Consider the following 24,335-nt stretch of genomic DNA (forward strand, 5'->3'; position numbering starts at 1 on the left):
GGAGCAATCAACATGGAACCTTTTGTACAATTAAATGGTCTTGTCGCCCCGGTTGACCGGGTTAATGTAGATACGGATGCAATTATTCCTAAGCAATTTTTGAAAAGAATTGAAAGAAGCGGGTTCGGTCAATTTCTATTCTTCGAATGGAGATGGGATGAGCAAGGTAATGTCATTCCCGAATTTAATTTGAATAAGCCGCGTTATCAAGGTGCTTCTGTTTTGATTTCACGTGCTAACTTCGGCTGCGGCTCATCCCGTGAGCATGCTCCTTGGGCGATTCTGGACTACGGCTTCCGCTGCATCATTGCTCCGTCGTTCGCAGATATTTTTTACAATAACTGCTTTAAGAATGGGATTCTGCCTATCAAGCTTAGCGAAGAGCAAGTAGAGGACCTGTTCCAACGGACGAATGCTAAAGAAGGCTACACGTTGAAAGTCGATCTAGAGAACAGTGTACTCAGCGACGAAGACGGTCTTAGTATTTCTTTCCAAATCGACGAGCATCGTCGTCAGTTCTTGCTGCAAGGCTTGGATGATATTGGTCTTACTCTTCAGCATGAGAATGCGATTACTGCATACGAAGCAAAGCGTGCGGCAAGCGTTAGTGCTTAAGATAATCAGGTAATTTATTTATAAAATAAGACCTTTTGTTCCCGAATCGGCAAATTTCGGGACAAGGGGTCTTTTTTTCCTCTTTTACGCAACTTTTCATGGCGAAACACGTCTAATCATTCGTGGACAAGCCGAAGTACAAATACATAATCGGAGTTGTAAACAAATCTTTTTTTACATCGAGGTGAAGCATGAAGAAGTTGTTGTCCTTGTTGTTCGTCGTCTCTGTCATGCTGTTCTTGAGCGCGGGTATCGTTCATGCCGCTAAGGTAGAAGCTGTAGTACCTCAGCTTATATTGGACGGTAAAACCCTAAAGCCAGATGTTGCTCCCATTATAATGAGTAACTCAGTATTGATACCCGTTCGGATCGCCACTGAGAGTCTTGGCTTTAAGGTTGATTACGACAATAAGAAAAGGCAAGTTACCGTATCGAATGGCGTTAAGCAATTGATTATGACAATTGATAATAAGACGGCATTACTCGATAACGAGCCTAAGCAAATGTTAGTTGCACCCCAATTAATATCTAACACTACTCTTATCCCTCTCAGATTCCTCGGCGATTCTTTAGGCGTCTCAGTCGTCTGGGATAATAAAATTAAATCGGTATTTTTATATTCGCCCGATAACAGCACTCCACCCGTAACAGAACCGCCTGAAACGGAGACGCCGACCAAGCCTGATGATGGAGAAGTGGATACACCCGTTACTACGCCTGTGATAAACGGAAATATTTACGAAGTGCGTTATGAAACGAATTCAGTTGTATTGAAATATGACGGTGTTATAGCTCCTAGTATATTCAAGCTAGACAATCCTAAGCGGATTGTAGTCGATCTTCCTAATACTCAGTACGCACCGTCGGGATTCCTTCCTGCAGTTGATTTCTCGAAGGAAGCTGAAGGAAAGCTGTTAGTTACAGAGCATCCGGCATTACAGTCAGTTCGCTACTCCCTGTTCGGGGAAGCTTCTAAAGCCCCACGATTCGTTCTAGATTTGAATCAGAACATGGACTACGAGCTAATTAACGATACAACCATTGGAGAGCTTAGAATTTTCCTTGTACAACCTGTATCCGTTCCTATTCCTAGCAAATCGTTATACACGGTTGTATTGGATGCGGGACATGGAGGATCCGATCCGGGTGCGATAAGCATCACAAAACGTACGGAGAAGGAATTTAATTTATCTGTCATCCTGAAGGTGCAGGCGCTGCTATCAGGAGAGGAGAAAATTAAGCTTGTAATGACCCGTACAACGGACACATTCCCAACATTGGCGGATAGGTATAACCTTGCTAATTCCGTCAAAGCCGATCTATTCGTATCTGTTCATGCGAACAGTTACACTCCTGCAACGAACGGAACCGAAACCTATTATACTCGCGAGGACAGCAAGGCTTTTGCAACGCTGATGCATTCCTATCTCGCACCAGCAACTGGCCTCAAGGATAATGGTGTCAGACGCCATTCCGTGAATTTGGCAGTTACAACCAAGACTACAATGCCTGCGATATTGTTGGAAATCGGTTATTTATCGAGTCAGATCGATGAGCCACAACTATTCACAGAGGACCTGCAAAATAGAGTTGCTGTTGCTATAGCAACAGGCATTAAGAAACAGCTGAAATTAATTTAAGCAATCCGGCCCTCTTAGTTGGGGGCCGGTATATGTGTATTTAGGGAGAGGGGAAATTAGACGATGAATACACTTTCGAAAGGGATTTGTGGATTACTTGTAGCTTCACTAATTGGTACGGGGGTTGCATGGACAACGTCACCCGTGTCTGCGGCATCGCCTTTTACGGACGTGAAAGCGGGTCATTGGGCTGACAAGCACATCACTAAGCTTGCATTGCAAGGGATATTAAAGGGTGGCACGGGAAGTGCTGCAGGAACGTTTAGCCCCGGTAAAGCGGTTAGCCGACAAGAAGCTGTTATTATTGCATTAAGATTCATGGGTGTTGCGAATGAGATTAAAACGACAGATGTACTTGTATTTCCAAGCGACATGGTTATTAAAGAAGATTACAAGCCATACATAAAGCTAGCCCTTCTGAAAAAAATTCTAGTCATAGACGAAGAAGTAGAATTAGCGAAGAAGGAGAAAGGCAAAGAGTGGGGAAGTAGTCCCGCAACAAGAGAATGGATGGCTAAGCTGCTAGTACGTGCGATTGGCAAGGATGCTGATGCAAAGCTGCTAGCTGATAAAGCAACTTCCTTCGGTGATGATGCGAAAATTGATACAAAGCTAAAGGGCTACGTGAACGTTGCAGTTTCTTCTAAGCTAGTTACAGGAGTTACAGCAACTAAGTTCGATCCCCTTGCTATAGTGACAAGAGAAACGGCTTCTACGCTGTTCAGTCGGGCAGAATCTCAAATATCTGTTACCTATCCGGGTCAAATTTTCGGTACTTTGTTATCTAGCTCGGCAAGCAAAATATCCTTGATGCTGGCAGACGGTACAGCTAAAGATTACAATCTTTCACCAACGGCTTCTATTTACAGCTTCAATTCCGATCTGACAACGGCCATAACTAACCTGAAGCAGTATGGTGAAGTGACATTACTTCCTAACAGTGATGGAAGCATCGGTTATGTGGAGCAAACAAACGAAACTCCTAAAGTGAAAACAGTGGAAGGCACATTAAGTTTGGTTGTTAAATCGAAATCCAGATTAACTCTATCTGTTGGCGGAGTGGATGAAGATTATTTTTATGATCCACAGCGTGCTCCAACCATAACAGATGCCAACGGACAAGCACTTACTTTAGACAATATCCCGGTTAATGTTCCGGTGAAGCTAACCATAGATGCCTTTAGACCTGATGGTAAAATTATCTCTATAACAGTTACTCAATCCGTATCGAATAAAACAGGAATAGGTACTGTAGCAGCATGGGATGTTGCCAATCGTAAGCTACAGGTTAAAGATTCTTCTTCCGATAAAGTTGACAGCTTAAACGTAGCTGCTAATGCTACAATTAAATATAACAACGTAAATCAGACGTTCGATCAGCTTAAGGTTGGTGACGCGATCTCTTATGAAGTTAAAACGGGGGTAGTAACGAGCATTGTCGTTACTAAGACTGAACAGCCTACTATTACGGGAACTCTTGATGCTGTCATTAAGTCGAATAATTCAATTCAATATACCGTTAATAACAATCTGGAAGTGAAGCGCTTAGCAGACAGTTATACGGTAAAGATTGAAGGCTATTCTGATGTGACAATTGATGATGTTGTTAAGGGAGATACGATTACTTTAACACTTAACGATGCTGGCAAAGTGACAAAGATTACGGTATTGAATCGGTCGGTTAATACGTTATATTCTGCAACCGTAATTAGTTATGTAGCTAAAGCGAAAACCTTAATCGTGAATGACTCCGCAGGAGTTAAACACAACTTTAATATTACACCTACTACACGTTTTGATCTCAACGGAACAGTGCTATCACTTGAGTCAGCAACTTCATTTATCTCTACCGAAGGCAAGAGAATTAGTGTAGGTTTTAGTGGAGATAATGCTGTATTTGTTTCTGTTATTGCTAAATATACGGGTACAGTTCTAGAAAATAACATTCAAGCCAAAACAATTAAGCTGTCCCTTGATTCCTCGAACAGTATAACAGTTCCATATATCTTCCCTTCTGTCGAGATATATGGACAAACCTCCAAAACCTATACCGATATTAAGGTTGGAGATGTAGTCACTTTGCAGCTTGGAAATAATACTCAAGATCAAGCAACGGGAATTCTATTACACAAGACAGTTCAGCTAGAGGTAGTCTCCGTAGATGCGCTAGGAAACAGATTAGGCATTAAAAGAAGCGATGGTATTGTTGAAAGCTGGCAAATCAATGCTTCGACTGTTCTGCAGGATGATAACGGAGCGACAATTAATTTGAACTCCATCGCTGTAGGTAGCGTTGTTAATGTATCTTTCCAAGGACTTACTGCAGTCAAGATCAAGACAGTCCCTGTTACGATCGGTAAAGTAACCACAGTGAACGCAGCTGCGGGTTCGCTAGATATTGCTTCTTCAACAGGTTCGGTATCGACTAAGGTTATTGGAACGAATGTCACTATAATTCGGGATAACAACAAACATACCTCACTTTCAGTTATACAGCCGGAAGATCGTGTCGAGATCCGGAAGGATGAGACTGATCGTACGGTTATTGAAGTCATCACTCCTGTGAAGAAGCCAGTGCTTAAATTTGACACTGTATCCCAGTTGCTTTATATCAATGAGAAAGCAACGAATGCAACGGTTTATACTTCTTATAGCCTTCACCCTAAAGTAAACATTCATCAGGGTACGAAGACTTTGACGACTGATGACCTGAATTACGGTGACTCGCTTACTCTTTACATTTTGCGTGGCACTATTATTGAAATTATTAAGTAACATTGAAATTTGATTAAAGAAGGAGCTACCCACAAGTGAAATACTTGGGGCAGCTCCTTCTTTTTTTGATTTATTGGTGGGGAGATAAGCGGAGCTGCCGACTAAATCGCCACTCTTATTTGCTCGCATATTGCCGCAAAACGAAACTTCCGGTAAAATTATTATGAATTTCGGAATAATGAAGGAGCGCTTATGAACGCTGCAACGATAAGGCACGTGCTGGATACGATGGCCGAGATGTTTCCCGATGCCCATTGTGAGCTGATTCATCGCAATCCATTTGAGCTAACGATTGCGGTGCTGCTGTCTGCACAATGCACGGACGAAACTGTCAATAAAGTAACGGTTAATTTATTCGATAAATACCGTACTCCCCAAGACTATTTGAACGTACCTCTTGAGGAGCTTGAAAATGATATACGTCGAATTGGATTGTTTCGTACTAAAGCGGCGAACATTCAGAAGCTTTGTCGAATAGTCATTGATAAGTACGATGGAGAAATTCCTCATACTCATGAAGGGCTAGTAGAGCTGCCCGGTGTTGGTAGAAAGACAGCTAATGTAGTGATGTCTAATGCATTCGGTGTGCCAGCTATTGCCGTGGATACGCATGTTGATCGTGTATCCAAGAGACTGGGAATTGCTAAAGCAGATGATTCTGTTCTAGAAGTAGAGAAGAAGCTAATGCGCAAAGTCCCACGAGAAGAGTGGACAATGACGCATCATCGGCTTATTTTTTTCGGGCGTTATCATTGTAAGGCACAAAACCCCAAATGTGATCTATGTCCAATATTGGAGCACTGCAAGGAAGGCAAGTCCCGCATGAAGGCGGCATTAAAGAAAAGGAGCGTTACCTCGTGACTCAAATAGACACACTTGCTCCACCAGTGAGCTTGCAATCATCTAATATTACCGAATTCCGTCAAGCGCTTGAACAAATGTCCACAAGAGTGGCCAGTCACGGAGATACCGTTCAAGCTGAGAAATACCTTGAGCTGTCCGAGAAGCTTCGCATTGGTCGTCTGACGGTCGCCTTCTGTGGCCATTTTTCTGCCGGAAAATCAACGTTAGTTAATGCGATCTGTGGAGCTGCACTATTGCCCTCATCGCCGATTCCCACAAGCGCAAATGTGGTAACTGTTGTGAACGGGCAGCCGTCTGCGGAAATGGTTTTCCGCGATTCCAATGGTGATCTCCACCCTTCACGTAATATTCCCGTCGAACAGCTCCATAACTTCGCCATTGACGGTGAAGGGGTTACATCCATTCAAGTATCGTATCCGATACCTTTGCTCGGCGATAGAATGGCGATCGTAGACACTCCAGGCGTGGATTCAACCGATGGGGCACATCGCGCGGCAACAGAGTCTGCACTGCATCTGGCAGATGTTGTGTTCTATGTTACGGACTATAACCACGTTCAATCTGAGGTCAATTTCCGTTTCTTGCGGAGTATGGCGAGATGGGGTAAACCAACCTACCTCATCGTTAACCAAATCGATAAGCATAGGGAAGATCAAATAGCTTTTACAGCCTTCCAAGAAAGCCTTAGGCTTGCGTTGAGCAATTGGGGTATTCAACCCGCCGCTACGCTGTTCTTATCCCTGAGAGAGAAGGACCATCCGTTATCTCAATGGGAGCTATTAATAAATCTTTTTAAAGAGCTTCAGCCATTGGCAACTCCACTTATGTTAAGAAGCGCTGAACGATCCGCTAGCCATCTAGCTGAGCAATATCGAGAAGCACTTCATGTACAGAACGAGGCACAGCGGGAGCTGCTACTTAGCAAGCTGGGAGATCAAGAGGAAGCTGAGCTAAGGGCTAACAAGAGAAATGATCTTACGCAGCAATTGGAGGAAAATCAATCTACAGGAGACAGGCGTAGACAGCGTGTAAGAGTAGAGCTGGATAAGCTGCTTAATAATGCGAATTTGACCCCGGCAGAAACTCGTGAGCATGCTAGAGCAGTGCTTGAGGCGATGCAGCCGGGTTTTAAAGCGGGCTGGTTGGCAAGCGCTGCAAAGACAGAGGCAGAGAGAGCAACGAGGCTTGAGCGCCTCGCAACGGACTTCAATAGACAGGTGTCTGCTCACGTTTCCGGACATCTTAAGGATATATTACGTAAGGAAGCGGCCCAATCTGATCTAGTTGGTGATGCACTAGAGACGACCTTGACTGTATGTTTCAAAGCAGTAACGACAGAATGGCTTCGAGAGTGGGTGAAATCGGGTGCAGGTGCCGATGGTCAAGCGACTTTACATTACTCAGCTGAAATTAGTACGGAGCTAAAATCACTATACCGTAAAGCAGCACTATCATGGGTGGACGATCTTCAGAAAAGAAGCCAGCCTGAGCTAGACATGGAAGCAAACGCAATTCAAACTCAATTAGCAGCGATAACAGAGCTAGATCAAATCGCTAATGAAGTGGTTAAGCTCGAAGACCAAGAGAAAGCGGAAGAACAGAGCTTACTCTCTATACTGCCGAGAAATAGCGGTCTTGCAGATCTAGATCTACCGTCAGCTGATGCGGTTTCAGAAAGTCAGATTAAGAGCGTCAAATCTCATGCAGAGCTTCAGAAAAAAACAGAGCAAGAGCAATTGCAGGCTGCATCAGATAGAGGCAGTGATGCAAATGGAGACACAACTGCTGATAGCACAGCAAGTGATGTGCAGCCAAGCCGTCTTGGTGCGCCGCAAGGGGCGGCAGATATGCTGGAGCGTTCAGCGGACCTACTGGTGACCGTACCTGCATTACGCAGCTTCGCAGACAGCCTGTACGCCAAAGCGGAGCGCTTTAAGAACAAGAGCTTTACAATAGCTTTATTCGGAGCGTTCAGCGCTGGAAAATCATCTTTTGCCAACGCGCTTGTTGGTAAATCTGTGCTACCTGTATCACCGAACCCAACTACAGCGACAATTAATAGAATTCTCGCTCCTTTCGGCGACCATGTAGATGGCACAGCATTAGTTACGATGAAGACCCAGCAGGCTTTCGCGGAGGATATTACTCACTCTCTCAAGAGAATCGGCATTAGCCAAGATAAATTGGCGAAGGCTGGCGATAATATTCTCGCTCTGCTTGCTCTTAAGGAGCCAGTATCAGTTAATGAGCTGCATCCCCGTGGGAGACCGCATTTAGCCTTCCTGACGGCCGCAGCCAAAGGCTGGGAGGAATACGGGCCAATGCTTGGGCAGCAGCTTACAGTCCAAGAGGCAGAATATCGAAGGTTTGCAGCGGAAGAGCAGGCTTCCTGCTTCGTTGCGGAAATTGACTTGTTCGTGGACTCTCCGATAACCCGCAGTGGCGCTGTGCTCGTGGACACACCAGGAGCAGATTCAATCAATGCTCGCCATACCGGGGTAGCTTTTCAATATATCAAAAACGCGGATGCGGTTCTGTTCGTAACCTATTATAATCACGCATTCACCGAAGCAGATCGGGAGTTTCTTAATCAGCTAGGTAGTGTGAAGGATGTATTTGAGCTTGATAAAATGTTTTTCGTAATCAATGCAGCCGATCTAGCTTCATCGGAGGAAGAATTGGATTCGGTTCGAGAGCATGTAGGTACACAGCTACTCAAGCACGGCATCCGAAAGCCGAGATTGTTTGCTGTGTCCAGCTTATTGGGCTTGCAGGCGAAGCAATCACGCAGCAAAGATAAGCTTCAGCAATCTGGCATCTCAGCGTTCGAAAGCTCTTTCCGCTCCTTCTCAGAGGAGGAGCTAGGCGGCTTAGCGCTTGCATCAGCTCATAAGGAGCTAGATCGCGTTGATAAACTGCTTGAAGGATGGCTGCAATCTGCTAATGCTGATGCGGCAACGAGAGAAGCGAAGGCACAGCGCTTGCGTGATCAAGCTGAGCGCTGGCGCAGCGAAGGGTCTAATCAGCTTCCTACGACGGCAATCGAGCCCTTACAGCAAGAAATTAGCGAACAGCTGTACCATCTGCGACAAAGGCTGAAATTCCGCTTTAAGGAGCATTTTCAAGGGGCCTTTCATCCTTCCGTGCTGCAGGATGATGGACGTGATCTGAAGAAATTGATTCAGGCTTGCGGAGACGATCTTAAGCGGTCACTGGGCGAGGATTTACTGCAAGAGCTCCGTGCTGCGGGGCTGCGTCTTGAAGGGACGGTTCATACAATGACGGAGAAGGGGCTAAGCCTACTATCAGGCTTAGCGGATATGGAAGGGGAGGGATTTGCTCCCGAGCCTATCGAACGTACGCCGTTAGAGCTCCCATTGCCAGAGCTTTTCACAAAAGGCCCTCATTTTGAGGCCAAACATTTGTGGAGTGCCTTCCGTTCTCCTAAACATTTCTTCGAGAATGAGGGCAGTATAGCACTCAGAGAAGAGCTTAACGAATCGTTGTTTCGAGCGTTAGATTCAACGCTGGATACAACTCGGCTACAGTGGGAGGAAGTATCGACTGCTACGCTGCTGAATGCCATAAAATTAGCCTCGACTGTGTGGTCAGAGCAGCTTGCCTCTTTCGCATTAAGCATGAGTCAAACTCTTATGGAGCCTGGCGAAGAACGATTATTAGCGAATTTACAAGATCAGTGGCGGATAATCAGGCAATAACATTCATATTTGACCCTTTCCCATCGTCTTCTCGAAGGGAAGGGGTTTTTTCTTTGAATGCCTTAGATATCCTTGGATAAACGCACCAAATGGGGGATATTGGGTACGAATAACGACGATTTCGGAGATATCCGTTGCATTGGATGCACTCCATTCCCTAGGTAGCGAACGAACGGCAATTAGGACCATTTAGCGCTGTTGCTGGCTGATAATGATTACGCTAAACTGCCGTAGAAAGCAGTGAGGAGGGAACCATTTTTGGATATTTTTCGGGCATTGAAATCGTATTATTGGCAAGACAAAGGCCTTCTCTTGGGCTCCGTGCTCGGCTTGGCTATTGCCACCGCGCTCGGCTTAGTGTACCCGCTGCTTCTTAAGACGCTAATCGACGATATGATTATTCCAGAAGAATTTTCAGGCGTACTTAAGCTGTCGTTAGTAGCTGTTGGCATTATTGTTGTGAAGGCTGGTTTTCAGTATGTACATGGCTTTAGCGGGGGGCGTTTGGGAAATCGTCTTGCTTATCGATTAAGGAATGCCTGCTACGAGAAGCTGCAGCAATTGTCCTTTTCGTATTACGACACAGCAAAAACGGGAGACCTAATGTCACGGCTAACAGCGGATATCGAAGGAATTCGGATGTTCATCGGCTTTGGATTTGCGCAATTGCTTAATACTGCATTTCTATTAGTGTTCGGCTTCTCGATGATGTTCTACATTGATTGGACGATAACGCTGATTACAATAGCCATTGTCCCCGTGCTAGCAGTCATCGCAATTAAATTTGAGCAAAACATTCATCCCGTGTTTCGTGCCATTCGCTCTGCGGTTGGAAGACTGACAGTAAGAGTGCAAGAGAATGTTACAGGTGTAAGAACGGTTAAGTCATTTGCTAGAGAGCATTTCGAAATCAAGAAATTTGTTAAAGAAAACGAGGAATACCGCGACAATCATCTTGAGCTAGCCAATGTATGGGCAAAATATTTTCCGGTTATCGAGCTTATTGCAAACCTGAGTCTTGCTTCCTTGTTACTAGTAGGTGGATGGCGTGTCATTAATGGTGTGTTGTCCTTGGGAGATTTGGTTGCGCTTACGGGTATGCTCGGTTTAATCATTGCTCCTCTATGGACACTTGGATTCCAGATTAATGCGTACACACAATCGAAAGCTTCAGGGGAACGTTTACTTGAGCTGCTTAATCAACCGATTTCGGTGAAAAATGTTGCCGATAGCCTTGTACTGGACGAGGAAGCCGTGAAAGGAAACATTCGTTACGATGATGTTAGCTTTCGCTTTTCCAACAGGGACGATTTGCCCTCCGCATTGCTTGGTTTTAATCTAGATGCTCCTGCAGGCTCGGTAATTGGCTTCCTGGGGGGCACTGGCTCTGGAAAATCAACAGCTGTCGGCTTACTGATGCGCTCCTACGATGTGGGAGAAGGCTCGCTTACGCTTGATGGGGTTGATGTGCGTCACATTGAGCTAGCAAGCTTACGACGTCAAATCGCCATTGTCTTCCAGGAATCATTCCTGTTCTCAACAACGATTAAAGAAAATATTAGTTATGGCTGTCCTGATGCAAGCATGGAGGAAATCGTTGAGGCTGCTCGTTTAGCACAGGCAGATGGGTTCATCAGCGAGCTTCCACTCGGCTACGATACGATAGTAGGAGAGCGTGGTATGGGGTTATCTGGCGGTCAGAAGCAACGTATTGCCATCGCACGTGCATTGCTTAGCAAGCCGAAGATCCTAATTTTAGACGATGCAACCAGCGCGTTAGATATGGAGACGGAGCATGAGATTCAAACAGCGATTCGGAAGGTCATGGCCGGCAGAAGCGTGTTCATGATTGCTCATCGCATCTCAACCTTACGTAATTCAGATGAAATTATTGTTCTGGACAGAGGTCATACGATTCAGCGTGGAAAACACGATAAACTCATAAAGCAGCCTGGGCTTTATAGAGAAACCTATCGCATTCAATATGCCGATCGACCAGAGGAATTGGATCAACCTCCGGTACGTTCCGATAGGAATAGCTCAGCAGAGAGTCGGGTGACGGGATGAGTCGCAAGTTCGTATACCAGGACGATGAATTAATCGAAAAGCCGTTTAACTGGAAGCAGATCGGTAGACTTTTCGCTTATGTTAAGCCTTATAAAACAGCGTTTAGTAAAGTTGTTTTCGTCATGACCGTGTTTGGGATGTTATCTAGGCTTGCCATTCCTTTTCTAATGGGTGTGGCTATCGATCGAGCCATTAGTCCGAAGCATGGAAACAGTAGCCTTTCCTTGTTATATATAATAGTTGGCGCAATGCTCCTCATGTATGGTATGAGGTGGTGGGCACAAAGGTACACGATTCAGAAGACGAACGAAATTGGACAAAAGGTTATTTTTGATCTTAGGGCGGCTTTATTCCGTCACATACAGTCACTTTCATTCCGATTTTTCGATAAGCGTCCAGCGGGCTCTGTGCTAGTAAGGGTAACGAACGACGTTAACTCGCTACAGGACATGTTCACCAACGGAGTAATCAACTCAGCGATCGATATCGTACAATTACTGGGGATTACCGTTATTCTTCTTTTCTTGTCACCCAAGCTGGGTCTAGCTATTATGATCACTGTTCCGATTATGTTTCTTGTTTCATCGGCGCTTCGCAAAAAAATCCGTATGGCCTGGCAGGTTGTTCGGATTAAGCAATCTCGAATTAACTCCCATTTGAATGAGAGCATTCAGGGGATTCGGGTCACACAAGCGTTCGCACAGGAAAAAGAAAATATTGGTTATTTCGAAAAAATGAATAAAGGCAGCATTCAGTCATGGAACATTGCTTCTGCCCTTAATCAATTGTTCGGACCTGTTATCGAGATTACCTCTGCGGTCGGAACCCTTATATTACTGCTCTATGGAACTTATCTAATCCAGTCCGAAGCAATAACAGTAGGTATTCTTATCGCCTTTATCACTTATGTAGGAAGCTTCTGGGAGCCTATTAATAGGCTCGGAAACATGTATTCTCAATTGCTTATCTCGATGTCCTCAGCCGAACGAATTTTTGAATTCATGGATGAGAAGCCGGCAGTACCTGAGAAGGAAAATGCGACTATCCTCCCAGAAATTCATGGTGATGTTCGACTTGAGAATGTGAGCTTCGGTTATGAAGCTGATCGACCTGCTCTTCGTGGTATCAATCTCGATATTAAAGCGGGCCTATCTGTCGCGCTAGTTGGACACACCGGATCAGGGAAGAGTACGATAGTTAATTTACTTTGCAGGTTTTACGATACGGTCGAGGGTCGTGTGCTGCTAGATGGAATTGACGTACGCGACGTTACCATTGAAAGCCTTCGCTCCCAAATCGGAATTGTGCTGCAGGACACCTTTATCTTCTCAGGAACGATTAGGGACAATATCCGTTATGGCAGACCAGGCGCGACTGATGCGGAAATAGAGGCAACTGCGCGATCTGTCAGAGCTCATGATTTTATAATGGATTTGCCTAATGGCTATGATACAGAGGTAGAGGAGAGAGGGAATGCTCTCTCTGTGGGGCAGCGTCAGCTGTTATCCTTCGCTAGGGCGCTGCTTGCCAACCCGCGTATTCTCGTGCTGGATGAAGCAACTGCGAGCATCGACACAGAGACAGAGCTGCGAATACAAGAGGCACTTGCTACATTGCTTAAAGGCCGGACTTCCTTTATTGTAGCCCATCGTTTATCTACAATCCGACATGCTGATCGTATTGTCGTACTGGATCACGGAGAAATTGTTGATCAAGGTAATCATGATGAATTAATGAAGCGTCAAGGTCATTATCGGAATTTGGTTGATGCGCAATATCGGTTTTTATCTGCATAATTTGGAAGCGACAATTATAAAAATCCGTTCAGCTGGCGTTTCGACAAGCCTTCTGGACGGTTTTTGTTTATGTGCGCGCCTAGCCAAGCTAGGCACAACTAGCCGGTGAAAGTCCGGTCGAGGTAAGAGCCAAGTCGCCTCGTAGCTGACGGGCATCTGGTGGAGAGATCCTAAGGCTGAAGCCCCGTGACAAAGTAGCTCCGTAAAGGAGTGCGAGCAAAACAGCAGGCCGTAACATCAAGTGAATCCTGCCGCATCGTCAAAAAAGACCTGAAAAGGACAAGAGGGAGTCGAGTCCCGGTGTTATGGACGAAGACCATGGAACGCGTGAAGCCCTTGGAAGTGCAACGCGGAAGAACCCTCCGGTGTACGGGGATCGGCATGCTAGGAAAGTTGTGTTTGGAACTAGGGATATCCTACTTCGCACGAAGTTTTTTTTTCGTAAGGAGCGGACCTATAAGCCCGAAAGGTGAAATGGCGAGCTGCGAGAAGGAAGTCGGAGGGGGCAGTATTACCGATGAAATGAGGACAACAAAACCTCATGGAGGGAAGAGCCCCTGCTTTGTTCAAGCAAGTTGAGGAGGTACGAGTGAGTGAATGCAGTCAAACCTGCTAACTACGCCAAAGTAAAAGCTCAAGAACTTCAAAACAAGCTATATCTTGCCGCCAAGGAAAATCCGAAAAGAAGGTTTCATGCCCTCTACGACAAAATTTATCGGGAAGATATCCTGTGGGAAGCTTGGAGACGAGTAAAAGGCAACAAGGGCAGTGGAGGTGTCGATGGAATGACCATCGACCAAATCGTAAAGGTGCATGGGGAAGAACAGTTCGTCGAAGAAATTCGCAGACAATTAACTACAGGTGTATATCATCCGCTACCGGCAAGGAGGAAAGAGATACCTAAGCAGGACGGAAAGCTTCGTCCGCTCGGTATTCCTGCTGTCGTCGACCGCGTTGCGCAAATGGCAACGAAACTTGTAATTGAGCCAATCTTTGAGACGGACTTCAAGGAATGCTCTTATGGATTCCGCCCAAAACGAGATGCCAAAGGAGCAATCCGCCACATTCGACGTGCCGTTAAGAAAGGCGTCTACTGGGTAGTGGATATTGATATCGCCGGGTACTTCGACAACATTCCGCATGAGAAGTTGATGAAGCTTGTGGAGCAACGAATAAGCGACAGAAGGATACTCAAACTCATACGGAAATGGCTGAAGGCAGGCTTCGTAAAAGATGATCAGTTCTACGAAACCGACCTCGGAAGCCCTCAGGGTGGCGTGATTAGTCCATTACTTGCAAACATCTATCTGAACTATCTCGACACGATTTGGGAGAACAAATTCACTGAACTTGGCACACTCGTCCGCTATGCGGACGATCTTGTTATCCTTTGCAAAACCAAGGAAGAAGCGCTGAAGTCAATCGACGTATTGAAAGCAGTATTCGGAAAAACTCGAACTACAGATGAATACGTCCAAGTCCAAACTTATTAACCTATGGAATGATAAGTCGGGATTTGATTTTCTGGGCATGCATCACCGAAAAATCCCGAAACAGGTCAAGGGAATAGAACGTTATATTCTGCGAAGCTACCCCTCGAAAAAAGCCATGAAGAAAATGAAAGAGAAGGTAAAGGAAGTCACTGAGCCGCGTAACCGACTATTTTGGACAATGAACAGAATGGTTGACGAACTCAATCCGAAAATACAGGGTTGGAGGAACTACTACGCTATGGATACCTTTGCTGATCTGTTTCTAAATAAAATCGACTGGTATATTCTAAAAAGATTGACATTGTTTTGGAATAAGAAACGCAATCGTCGTAAGAAGCATAGTCATTCCAGAATAGCGGGCATTGTTGCCCAGCACTCTGGACTAAAGAAACTCGTTGGATAGGAAAGTACCGTAACGCGGAAGAAAGAAGAACATCGGAAAGCCGGATGAGGGAAAACCTCACGTCCGGTTTGATGCAGGGGGAGCTGGAAAATTAAAAGGAGGGCTTCCGCCCCCCAATGAAAATTTCAGTTCTCTACTCTACGGTTATAAGGTATAAACTTCAATGTCTATAACGTCATCTGAACTCTCATACATGGGCCTGATTTGAAAATTGTCGAGAGAACCGTTATCGTTGTAAGAAGTAAAGAAACACGGATAGGAATGAACGAAGTAAATGAGATAGGGGGAATTAACATGAAGTCATCTTCCTGGCTATGGCGGACCGTAGGCGGAACGACCTTGATATGTCTGATTATTATGCTTACGGGATTTGGTTGGGCATTGAAGGACACATGGTTTCCTAAGTCCAATCTGACTTTACCTGAAGCTTCGAAGCCTGAAGTGGCGACGGGAGGCGACTGGAGCGCCAAGAAGGAGCTTTACATCACCTCGCTTGGCGATTCCTTAACGAAAGGAACTGGAGACTCCACTGGAGAAGGATATGTCAGTCGAGTGATCAAGAGCTTATCTAAGCAATTGGACAAGCCTGTATATTTGGTTAACAATATGGCGATTAACGGATTAACGGCTGATAAGCTGGTGACGCAATTGGATGATAGTGGCTTCAAGAATGCGATTGGTAAAGCCGACATCATTCTTATGACGATTGGGGGCAATGATCTGTTTCGGATCGCTCAGAATGGAGGCTCCGTATCAGAGGGTGGAGATTTGTCACCGGAAATTCTCTTAGAGCGGATGCCGGAGGCGAAGCCCTATCTTGAGGCTGTATTTGCAAAGGCAAGACAGCTAAATCCTACAGCTCGAATTGTCTATGTCGGCTTGTATAATGCCTTCTACGATTTACCTAAGATGAGAGCGGCAACTGAAGTAGTCGCGCTCTGGAATGAATATGCACATAGCTTAGCAGAGAAGGACGGGAATGCTACCGTTGTTCCCACGTATGACCTGTTCGAGCATAATCTTACACAATACCTTTCGTCGGACCATTTTCACCCTAATGCCAAAGGCTATACTCGAATCTCGGACAGAATCGTACAGGCGCTACAATAATGCGGAGGGAGGTTGATGGAATGTCGAATGATGTGGCAGTTAAGGAAACCGTATTGTCGGTACAAGGGCTGAAGAAAAGCATTGGGCGCAAACCAATTATACATAATGTATCCTTCGATGTTCATGCGGGCGAGATTTTCGGCTTCTTAGGTCCGAATGGCTCCGGCAAAACAACGACTATTCGAATGCTTGTGGATCTAATTAAGCCTACGGCGGGTAAAATTATCGTGTGCGGAGAGGATATCAATCTGAATCCGGAAAAAGCATTAGCACACATTGGCTGTATTGTTGAGAATCCAGAAATGTATTCCTTTATGACAGGCTGGGAAAATCTTGAGCAATTTGCTCGTATGCAGCCTGGCATCTCTAAAGCGAGAATTGCTGAAGTAGTAGAGATTGTCGGACTAGATCAAAGAATTCAAGACAAAGTTAAAACCTATTCCTTGGGCATGCGTCAGCGTCTCGGAATTGCACAAGCGCTGCTAGGCCGACCACGGCTGCTTATACTTGATGAGCCTACGAACGGCTTGGATCCTAAAGGGATTAAGGAGCTGCGCGAATTTATTCGTAAGCTTGCTGAGGACGGCCTAAGCTTGTTTATTTCGAGCCATCTTTTAAGTGAAATTCAGCTGATGTGTGATCGAGTTGCCATTATTGCGCACGGAGAGGTTATCGCGGTTGGTGAAGTGGATGAGCTGGTGTCACAAGCGGTTACTTACACGGTGTGGCAGGTGGACCGACCACTCGAAGTAAGCACGATGCTTGCAGATCAGCCTAACGTTCAGATCGTTGGAGCCGATGAGCATCGGATAGATGAGTCGCTTCTTACAACGATACAGGACCCTATTATTACGATTATGGATGAGGATCAAGTTGCTGGCTGGGTTAACAAATTTGTCGCTGCAGGTATTGGTATTCAATCTGTTCAACGCATCGCACCCTCACTTGAGGAGCTGTTCTTGAAATTGACGGAGGGTGAGACAATTGGCTAATATGCTGGCACTCATACAGAACGAAACCCTTAAGGTTTGGAAAAAGAAAAGATTTGCCGTCGTCGTGCTTATTTTGCTTATTCTCATTCCCGTATTCGTCTATGCCCAAATGAAAATATCGGAGAATACGTCGGATAAATTTAATACGGATTGGCGCGCGGAGCTGCAAAGTCGGATCACAGATAACACTAACGCATTAAGCAGTGAACGGATTCCTGAGGAATGGAAAAAGTGGCGGCGCGCCCTCGTGCAGCAGCTGCAATACTATCTCGATCATGACATCAATCCGCAAACTCCGAATGCTGTGACGTTCACGCGCACATTCATGGATAATGCGGTTACTCTATTTATTCCTTTAATGGTGCTGGCCATCGCTTCGGATATCGTGTCTTCAGAGCGCTCGACGGGAACGATAAAGATGCTGCTGACGCGTCCGGTTAGGCGATGGCGAATTTTATTTTCAAAGCTGGCAACCCTGACACTATATGTGTCACTCATAACGGTTGTAACGGTAGTGCTCAGTTATTTGATTTCCGGGCTCGTGTTCGGATATAGGGGCTGGGCAGAGCCGGTATTCGTCGGTTTCCAGGTTAGGGGAGCGGATGTTGATACAACGGGCGTGCATGCAATTACGCAAGGCACCTATTTACTCATGCAGGCGGGTCTGATCTGGTTCTCAGCCATGATCGTATCGATTATCGCTCTCATGGTATCGGTTTTAGTTCGCAGTACAGCGGCTAGCTTCGTTACGATGATGGCTACGATTATTGCCGGAACTATTTTGTCGAATATGGCTTCCTCATGGCAAAGTGCTAAGTATTTGTTCAATGTTAATCTGGAAATATCTTCATATCTGCGTGGAACGCCGCCTCCGATTGAAGGAATGACATTAGGGTTTTCCCTTGCTGTTCTAGGGATTTGGGGTATTGCGGCACTAATCGTTTCATTCACAGTCTTTACGAAGCAAGATATATTGAATTAGAATAATGAAAGTGCGTTCGTGTTAAGCGACGCTAGAGACAAGCAAGGGGGTCCATTCGTGACCGAGAAAATAGATTTATTCACTGAGAGTGCATCGATTGCTGGAAGTGAATACAGTGCGGATGATATTCAAATTCTTGAAGGCTTAACAGCAGTGCGCAAGCGACCAGGTATGTACATTGGTAGCACGACAGCATCAGGACTTCATCATTTGTTATGGGAAATTGTCGATAACGCAGTGGATGAGCATTTGGCTAAATTTTGCTCCCGGATTGATGTAACCGTGCATACGAATAATTCCGTCACAGTTATTGATAACGGGCGTGGAATTCCAACTGGCATGCACAAAAGCGGTATACCGACTCCTGTTGTCGTCTATACAATTCTTCATGCAGGAGGAAAGTTTGGCGGCGGAGGCTACAAGAAGTCTGGTGGATTGCATGGAGTAGGGGCTTCCGTAACGAATGCGTTGTCGGAGTGGCTTGAGGTTGAGATTTACCGGGAAGGTAAAATACATAAACAAAGATTTGAAACTTGGGTGGACGACAAAGGGCTTGAGCATGTAGGGGAGCCTGTCGGAGGTCTTCAAGTATTGGGTAATACGAATAGAACGGGTACGAAGGTTACCTTCAAGCCAGATCCTAAAGTATTCCACGGAAATGTTAGCATGAACTACGACACATTGTCCGAGAGACTCCAAGAGATAGCCTTCCTGAATTCAGGGTTAAAGGTTAACATAAAGGACGAAAGAAGCGGCAAAGCGGATACGTATCATTACGAAGGCGGAGCCCGCCAATTTGTTGCCTTCCTAAATGAAGAAAAATCTGTATTACATGACGTTATTCATTTCTCGGGAGAGAAGGATGACATCGAGGTAGAGGTTGCTCTTCAATATAATGATGGTTATACGGAGACACTTGCCTCATTCGTTAACTCTATTCCAACACGTGGGGGCGGGACGCACGAGACCGGCTTCAAAACGGCGTACACTCGAGTGATGAACGATTATGCTCGTAAGACGGGACAGCTGAAGGAAAAAGAGAAAAATCTTGAAGGAAATGATCTGCGCGAAGGTTTAATGGCTGTCATTAATATTAAGATGTCCGAGGTGGAGTTTGTCGGTCAGACGAAGGATCAGCTCGGTAGCGCTTCCGCGCGAAGCGTCGTTGATGCGATTGTCACCGACAAAATGACTGTTTTCCTAGAGGAGAATCCTCAGGTCGGCCAATTGCTTATCCGTAAATCTGTTCAAGCCTCGAAAGCCCGCGAAGCGGCTCGCAAAGCACGCGAGGAAATTCGCAGTGGCAAGAAGAGAAGCGAAAGCGCGAGCTTGGGCGGAAAGCTATCTCCTGCACAATCCAAGGACAGTACACGTAATGAGCTGTTCATCGTGGAAGGTGATTCCGCCGGTGGATCGGCGAAGCAAGGACGGGATTCTAAGTATCAGGCGATCCTCCCGCTAAAGGGAAAGCCGATGAACGTGGAGAAATCCAAGCTTATCGATATTATGAAGAACGATGAGTTCAAGGCCATTATTGCCGCTATTGGAGCGGGCATTGGTTCGGAATTCGATGTAGAGGAATGTAATTACTCGAAGATCATCATCATGACCGATGCGGATACAGACGGCGCTCACATTCAAGTGCTGCTCCTTACTTTCTTTTACCGGTATATGAAGCCGTTAATTGATGCAGGAAAAGTCTTTATCGCGCAACCGCCTTTATATAAACTTACGAGGAAATCCGGCAAGCTGGAGACTGTACGTTACGCTTGGACGGATGACCAATTGAACAACTACATGAAGGAAATTGGCAAAGGCGCCGAGCTGCAGCGGTACAAGGGACTTGGTGAAATGAATCCCGATCAGCTGTGGGAGACAACGATGAACTACGAGACGCGGACATTCCTGCAGGTGCAGATTGAGGATGCCGCCAAAGCGGAGCGTAGAGTTTCCACGTTAATGGGGGATAAAGTCGACCCTCGTAAGCGCTGGATTATTGAGAACGTGGATTTCACGGAGTACGAGGAGTAAATTACAAATCGTATCCATAAAACACTAGGGGGCAAGGTATAGTGAGCCTACTTGAACAGTTTTTACCGGCATTTCTGGAGGAGGTCGTTGGAGACCGCTTCGGACGCTATTCTAAATATATTATTCAGGAACGTGCAATTCCCGATGTTCGCGATGGATTGAAGCCTGTTCAGAGGCGGATTCTGTATGCGATGTACGACTCCGGCAATACGCCGGACAAGTCCTATCGTAAATCGGCTAAGACAGTCGGAGATGTAATGGGTAATTACCATCCTCACGGCGACGGTCCGATCTATGAAGGTATGGTACGTATGGCTCAGCATTGGAAAATGGCGCATATGCTCGTTGACGGCCATGGAAACTGGGGCTCGATGGATGATGATCCACCAGCAGCGATGCGTTATACGGAAGCACGCTTATCATCTATCGCAATGGAGCTATTGCGGGATATAGAGAAACGTACCGTTATTTTTAAGGATAATTTTGATAATTCTACGAAGGAGCCGGTCGTTCTTCCAGCTCGTTATCCGAATTTGCTCGTAAATGGCGTAACGGGAATATCCGCTGGCTTCGCTACTGAGATTCCTACACATAACTTGCGCGAGATTATAGATGCTTGTGTAGCGGTTATGAATAAACCTGATTTGAGTGTCCTAGAGCTGATGGAAATCGTGAAAGGCCCCGATTTTCCTACAGGTGGTCTTATCATGGGCGGAGACGGAATACGGGAAGCATACGAAACCGGCAAAGGGAAAATATATATTCGTTCAAAAACCGCTATCGAAGAAATGAGAGGCGGCAAGCAGCAAATCGTTATTACTGAAATTCCGTATCAGATTGTTAAAGCTAAGCTTGTTAACTCTATTGATAACCTCCGCATGGAGAAAAAGGTAGAGGGCATTGCCGAGGTTCGTGACGAGAGCGGAAGGAATGGACTTCGTATCGTCGTTGAGCTTAAGAAGGATGTCGATGCTGAGGGCATACTTGCTTATTTGCTCAAGAAAACGGATCTCCAGACGGCTTACAATTTTAACATGGTCGCGATTGTTAACAAGGCACCTCGCCAGCTAGGCATCAAGCAAATACTAGAGGCCTATATTGCTCACCAGAAGGAAGTTGTTACATTCCGTACCCAATACGATCTGGATAAAGCTGAAGATCGTGCGCATGTGTTAGAAGGGCTAGTCAAGGCTCTTAATCTGTTGGATCAGATTATTGAAACGATCAAAGCATCGAAAAATCGGCTAGACGCCCAGAATAACCTGATTGCCAAGTATGGCTTTACTGAGCGACAGGCGGATGCGATATTGACGTTGCAATTGTATCGTCTAACTAATCTGGAAATTAACCAGCTTGAGAAGGAACACGCAGATACAATGAAGAAAATTGCTTTACTGCGTGCTATTCTGGATAGTCCCCGCAAGCTGATGAATGTCATTAGAGATGAACTTATAGAAATTCGCGATAAATACGGTATTGACCGCCGCAGTGTAATTCAAGGCGAAGTGGAAGAGATTAAAGTTAATCTTGAAGTCACTGTGCCTGCTGAGGAAGTCTTGGTGACCCTTAGCCGCGAAGGTTACGTTAAGCGGACAAGCTTACTCTCTTTCACTCGATCTGGTGGAGAATTAGGTAGTGCGGGCGTTAAAGAGGGCGACGTCATTCGTTGGAGCATGGGACTAAATACATTAGACCCGTTACTGCTCTTTACGCAAAAGGGTCATTACTTCTTATTGCCTGTCCATCTGATCCCCGAGTTCAAATGGAAGGACACGGGTACAGCAATTGTAAATGTACTTCCGTTAGCTAAGGACGATCGAATTGTGGGTGTCATTAATGCTAAAGCCGCAGAGTTAATTCCTTCCACTGAGGGTGGAGAGAATGGGCCGGCATTAGTGTTCGTGACCAAGCGAGGACAAGTGAAGCGGACGCTGCTTGTCGATTACGCGACCAGCAGGAGCATGGCTATTGCAGCCTGCAAAGTTTCTGAGGGTGATGAGATCATTAACGTATTCCGTGCAGATCAACCGGACGATCTTCTACTCGTAACTGAGCAAGGGATGAGCATCCGGTTTAATCAAGCGGAAGTCAACCTGCAGGGCAGGGTAGCCGGTGGAGTTAGAGGTATTGTCCTTAAGGACAATGACCAGCTGGCGGATGCCATTCCTGTTATCGGAGATGAAGGAGAAATTCTCGTCGTATCTGATTATGGCTATGCGAAGCGTTCCTTACTTCTAGACTATCCGCAGCAGGGAAGAGGCGGCAAAGGAATTCAGACGTTTGAATTCAAGGAAGGCAAACGTGTTCGGCCGAATGGAACGAAGCTCATTGCAGCGTTCCATGTCAAAGAGGCCGTCAGTTTACTAGCGATGACCACAAGCGGTCAAGTGTCGGAGTTTTCCTCAGAGGGCGCTCCACTCGATGACCGCAAGGGACAAGGCAAGCTGATGACAGCCGTTGATCGTGGAGATGTCCTTGTGGAGGCTTTCATAAAGCCACTTTCCACGTCTTGATGTGACTTTGTCTGAGCAGCTAATGAGGTGGCAGGGTCTGGCTAGGGTGAGGTGACCACGTCTAATTAGCGAAATAGGTGACGAGCCTAATTAGCGAGTGAGGAAACCAAGTCTAATCAGTCATAAGGTCCGCTATTTGATTCAGTCCGATCAATCCATCGCAACAATAGATCCAATACGACCCACAGAGGCACCGGTTCATTGAGCCGTTCTAGCCACTGTGGGTCTTCTATTAATCCGGCTTCTTGCGCCATCTGGCCAATTACTTTAATTTTTTGATCCATAGAGGACATAAGCCTCGCCTCCTTGCCAAGCATCTTTCTCCGCATTTACCCATATTTCGTAACCAGTATATGTCACGAATTGTCATCATGTTCATTACTGTGCAGATTCATGTCGCAATTATTTAATTGCATTAATCTATCTTTCGACATTGGCGCTGAGTATAATAAAAGAGAAGGCAATGTTCGGAAGAAAGGGGCATACCTATGGATAATGCGACGAATTTTGTGAAAAGCTGGACGAAGCTCACGAAGGAATGGAACGCGCAGATGGAGGCGGAGCTTGCTCCGCAGCTAACAGTAGGGCAATTAGAGGTTTTGGAGCTTATGCAGGTGCATGAGCCGATGAAGCCATCAGAGCTTCTCCCTTATTTGGAAACGACACCAGCAGCGATTACGACACTACTCGACCGTATGGAGCGTGCTGGGCTCGTTGAGAGGAACAGAGACGAGGGTGACCGACGTATCGTATGGGTCACAATGACGGCTCTAGGACGCTCGGAGGCGGTGCGAGGGCTAGCTGTTCGCAGTGCGATTGTGAATCGGTCATTGGAGCTCGTCTCAAGCCACAACCGGCAGCTGCTCGTCTATCTCATCAGCAAGGTAGCAGGAACGCGGGAACAGAGCGTTTCTTCAGATCAAAAGGCAGATGCTAGTAACAACGCCGATGGTAGTGACAATGCAGATGCTAGTGACATTGCAGGTACCAATCACAAAGCAGATACTAATGAGTCTTCGCCCAAGGTGGGTGCTAGTTAGACTTTGAGTAATGTATAGGTGTCAACGAGTCTGCGAATAAGTCAGATGTAAGCGTTGGATGATCAACAGTGTAATAAGGAGCGCCTCTATCCGTGCGTTATTGCTCTGCGGATGGGGAAATGCGCCAATCTAAGTAGCCGTCAGTGCGTTATTCCTCCGAAGGTGGGGAAATGCGCCAATACAAGTAGCCGACAGTGCGTTATTGCTCCGAGGGTGGGGAAGTTCGCCGAATTAAGTAGCCGACAGTGCATTATTGCTCCGAGGGTGGGAAGTTCGCCGAATTAAGTAGCCGACA

General features: G+C 46.0%; 16 protein-coding genes. 15 read left to right on the top strand and 1 reads right to left on the bottom strand.

What is annotated here, in order from left to right:
• Positions 1-12 precede the first annotated feature (12 nt).
• The 14 genes from leuD (at position 13) to gyrA (ending at position 23,000) form a co-directional block, all read left to right on the top strand.
• Positions 13-615 carry a 3-isopropylmalate dehydratase small subunit gene (gene leuD, locus KCTCHS21_RS13105; protein ID WP_130608677.1) on the top strand — a complete coding sequence of 201 codons (603 nt, stop codon included), beginning with the start codon at positions 13-15 and terminating at the stop codon, positions 613-615.
• Between the two features lie 191 nt (positions 616-806).
• Complete coding sequence (locus tag KCTCHS21_RS13110) at positions 807-2,255, top strand: N-acetylmuramoyl-L-alanine amidase (protein ID WP_130608680.1); 1,449 nt, start codon at positions 807-809, stop codon at positions 2,253-2,255.
• A gap of 63 nt (positions 2,256-2,318) precedes the next feature.
• Positions 2,319-5,030: an S-layer homology domain-containing protein gene (locus tag KCTCHS21_RS13115; protein WP_130608683.1), complete on the top strand. Its 2,712-nt coding sequence runs from the start codon at positions 2,319-2,321 to the stop codon at positions 5,028-5,030.
• 192 nt (positions 5,031-5,222) lie between these two features.
• Positions 5,223-5,891 (top strand): endonuclease III, encoded by a 669-nt coding sequence (gene nth / locus KCTCHS21_RS13120; RefSeq protein WP_130608686.1) that lies wholly within the window; start codon positions 5,223-5,225, stop codon positions 5,889-5,891.
• Positions 5,888-9,613, top strand: a complete 3,726-nt coding sequence (locus tag KCTCHS21_RS13125) for a dynamin family protein (protein ID WP_162309323.1) — start codon at positions 5,888-5,890, stop codon at positions 9,611-9,613. The genes nth and KCTCHS21_RS13125 overlap by 4 nt, the downstream gene beginning before the upstream one ends.
• A gap of 258 nt (positions 9,614-9,871) precedes the next feature.
• Positions 9,872-11,680, top strand: coding sequence for an ABC transporter ATP-binding protein (locus KCTCHS21_RS13130; RefSeq protein WP_130608692.1), 1,809 nt, complete (start codon positions 9,872-9,874; stop codon positions 11,678-11,680).
• Positions 11,677-13,476, top strand: a complete 1,800-nt coding sequence (locus KCTCHS21_RS13135; protein WP_130608695.1) for an ABC transporter ATP-binding protein — start codon at positions 11,677-11,679, stop codon at positions 13,474-13,476. The genes KCTCHS21_RS13130 and KCTCHS21_RS13135 overlap by 4 nt, the downstream gene beginning before the upstream one ends.
• 593 nt (positions 13,477-14,069) lie before the next feature.
• Positions 14,070-14,969 carry a group II intron reverse transcriptase/maturase gene (gene ltrA / locus KCTCHS21_RS13140; protein ID WP_232058181.1) on the top strand — a complete coding sequence of 300 codons (900 nt, stop codon included), beginning with the start codon at positions 14,070-14,072 and terminating at the stop codon, positions 14,967-14,969.
• Positions 14,970-15,084: 115 nt separating this feature from the next.
• On the top strand, positions 15,085-15,372 hold the full coding sequence (locus KCTCHS21_RS31700) for a group II intron maturase-specific domain-containing protein (RefSeq protein ID WP_232058182.1): 288 nt from the start codon (positions 15,085-15,087) through the stop codon (positions 15,370-15,372).
• Positions 15,373-15,666: 294 nt separating this feature from the next.
• Positions 15,667-16,482, top strand: coding sequence for a GDSL-type esterase/lipase family protein (locus tag KCTCHS21_RS13145; protein WP_157994033.1), 816 nt, complete (start codon positions 15,667-15,669; stop codon positions 16,480-16,482).
• A 20-nt stretch (positions 16,483-16,502) separates the two neighbouring features.
• Entirely contained in the window at positions 16,503-17,474 is a 972-nt protein-coding gene (locus tag KCTCHS21_RS13150) for an ABC transporter ATP-binding protein (RefSeq protein ID WP_232058183.1), read from the top strand.
• Positions 17,467-18,456, top strand: coding sequence for an ABC transporter permease (locus tag KCTCHS21_RS13155; RefSeq protein ID WP_130608705.1), 990 nt, complete (start codon positions 17,467-17,469; stop codon positions 18,454-18,456). The genes KCTCHS21_RS13150 and KCTCHS21_RS13155 overlap by 8 nt, the downstream gene beginning before the upstream one ends.
• Before the next feature lie 57 nt (positions 18,457-18,513).
• Positions 18,514-20,487 carry a DNA topoisomerase IV subunit B gene (gene parE / locus KCTCHS21_RS13160; RefSeq protein ID WP_130608708.1) on the top strand — a complete coding sequence of 658 codons (1,974 nt, stop codon included), beginning with the start codon at positions 18,514-18,516 and terminating at the stop codon, positions 20,485-20,487.
• Between the two features lie 41 nt (positions 20,488-20,528).
• Positions 20,529-23,000 (top strand): DNA gyrase subunit A, encoded by a 2,472-nt coding sequence (gyrA, locus tag KCTCHS21_RS13165; protein WP_130608711.1) that lies wholly within the window; start codon positions 20,529-20,531, stop codon positions 22,998-23,000.
• A 116-nt stretch (positions 23,001-23,116) separates the two neighbouring features.
• On the opposite strand, the gene KCTCHS21_RS31380 is transcribed toward gyrA, so the two are convergent.
• Entirely contained in the window at positions 23,117-23,293 is a 177-nt protein-coding gene (locus KCTCHS21_RS31380; protein ID WP_170211415.1) for a hypothetical protein, read from the bottom strand.
• A 195-nt stretch (positions 23,294-23,488) separates the two neighbouring features.
• On the opposite strand from KCTCHS21_RS31380, the gene KCTCHS21_RS13170 reads away from it, so the two are divergent.
• Complete coding sequence (locus KCTCHS21_RS13170; RefSeq protein ID WP_130608714.1) at positions 23,489-24,040, top strand: MarR family winged helix-turn-helix transcriptional regulator; 552 nt, start codon at positions 23,489-23,491, stop codon at positions 24,038-24,040.
• The last annotated feature ends 295 nt before the right edge of the window (positions 24,041-24,335 follow it).

The sequence above is a fragment of the Cohnella abietis genome, assembly GCF_004295585.1.
GTDB classification, from domain to species: domain Bacteria; phylum Bacillota; class Bacilli; order Paenibacillales; family Paenibacillaceae; genus Cohnella; species Cohnella abietis.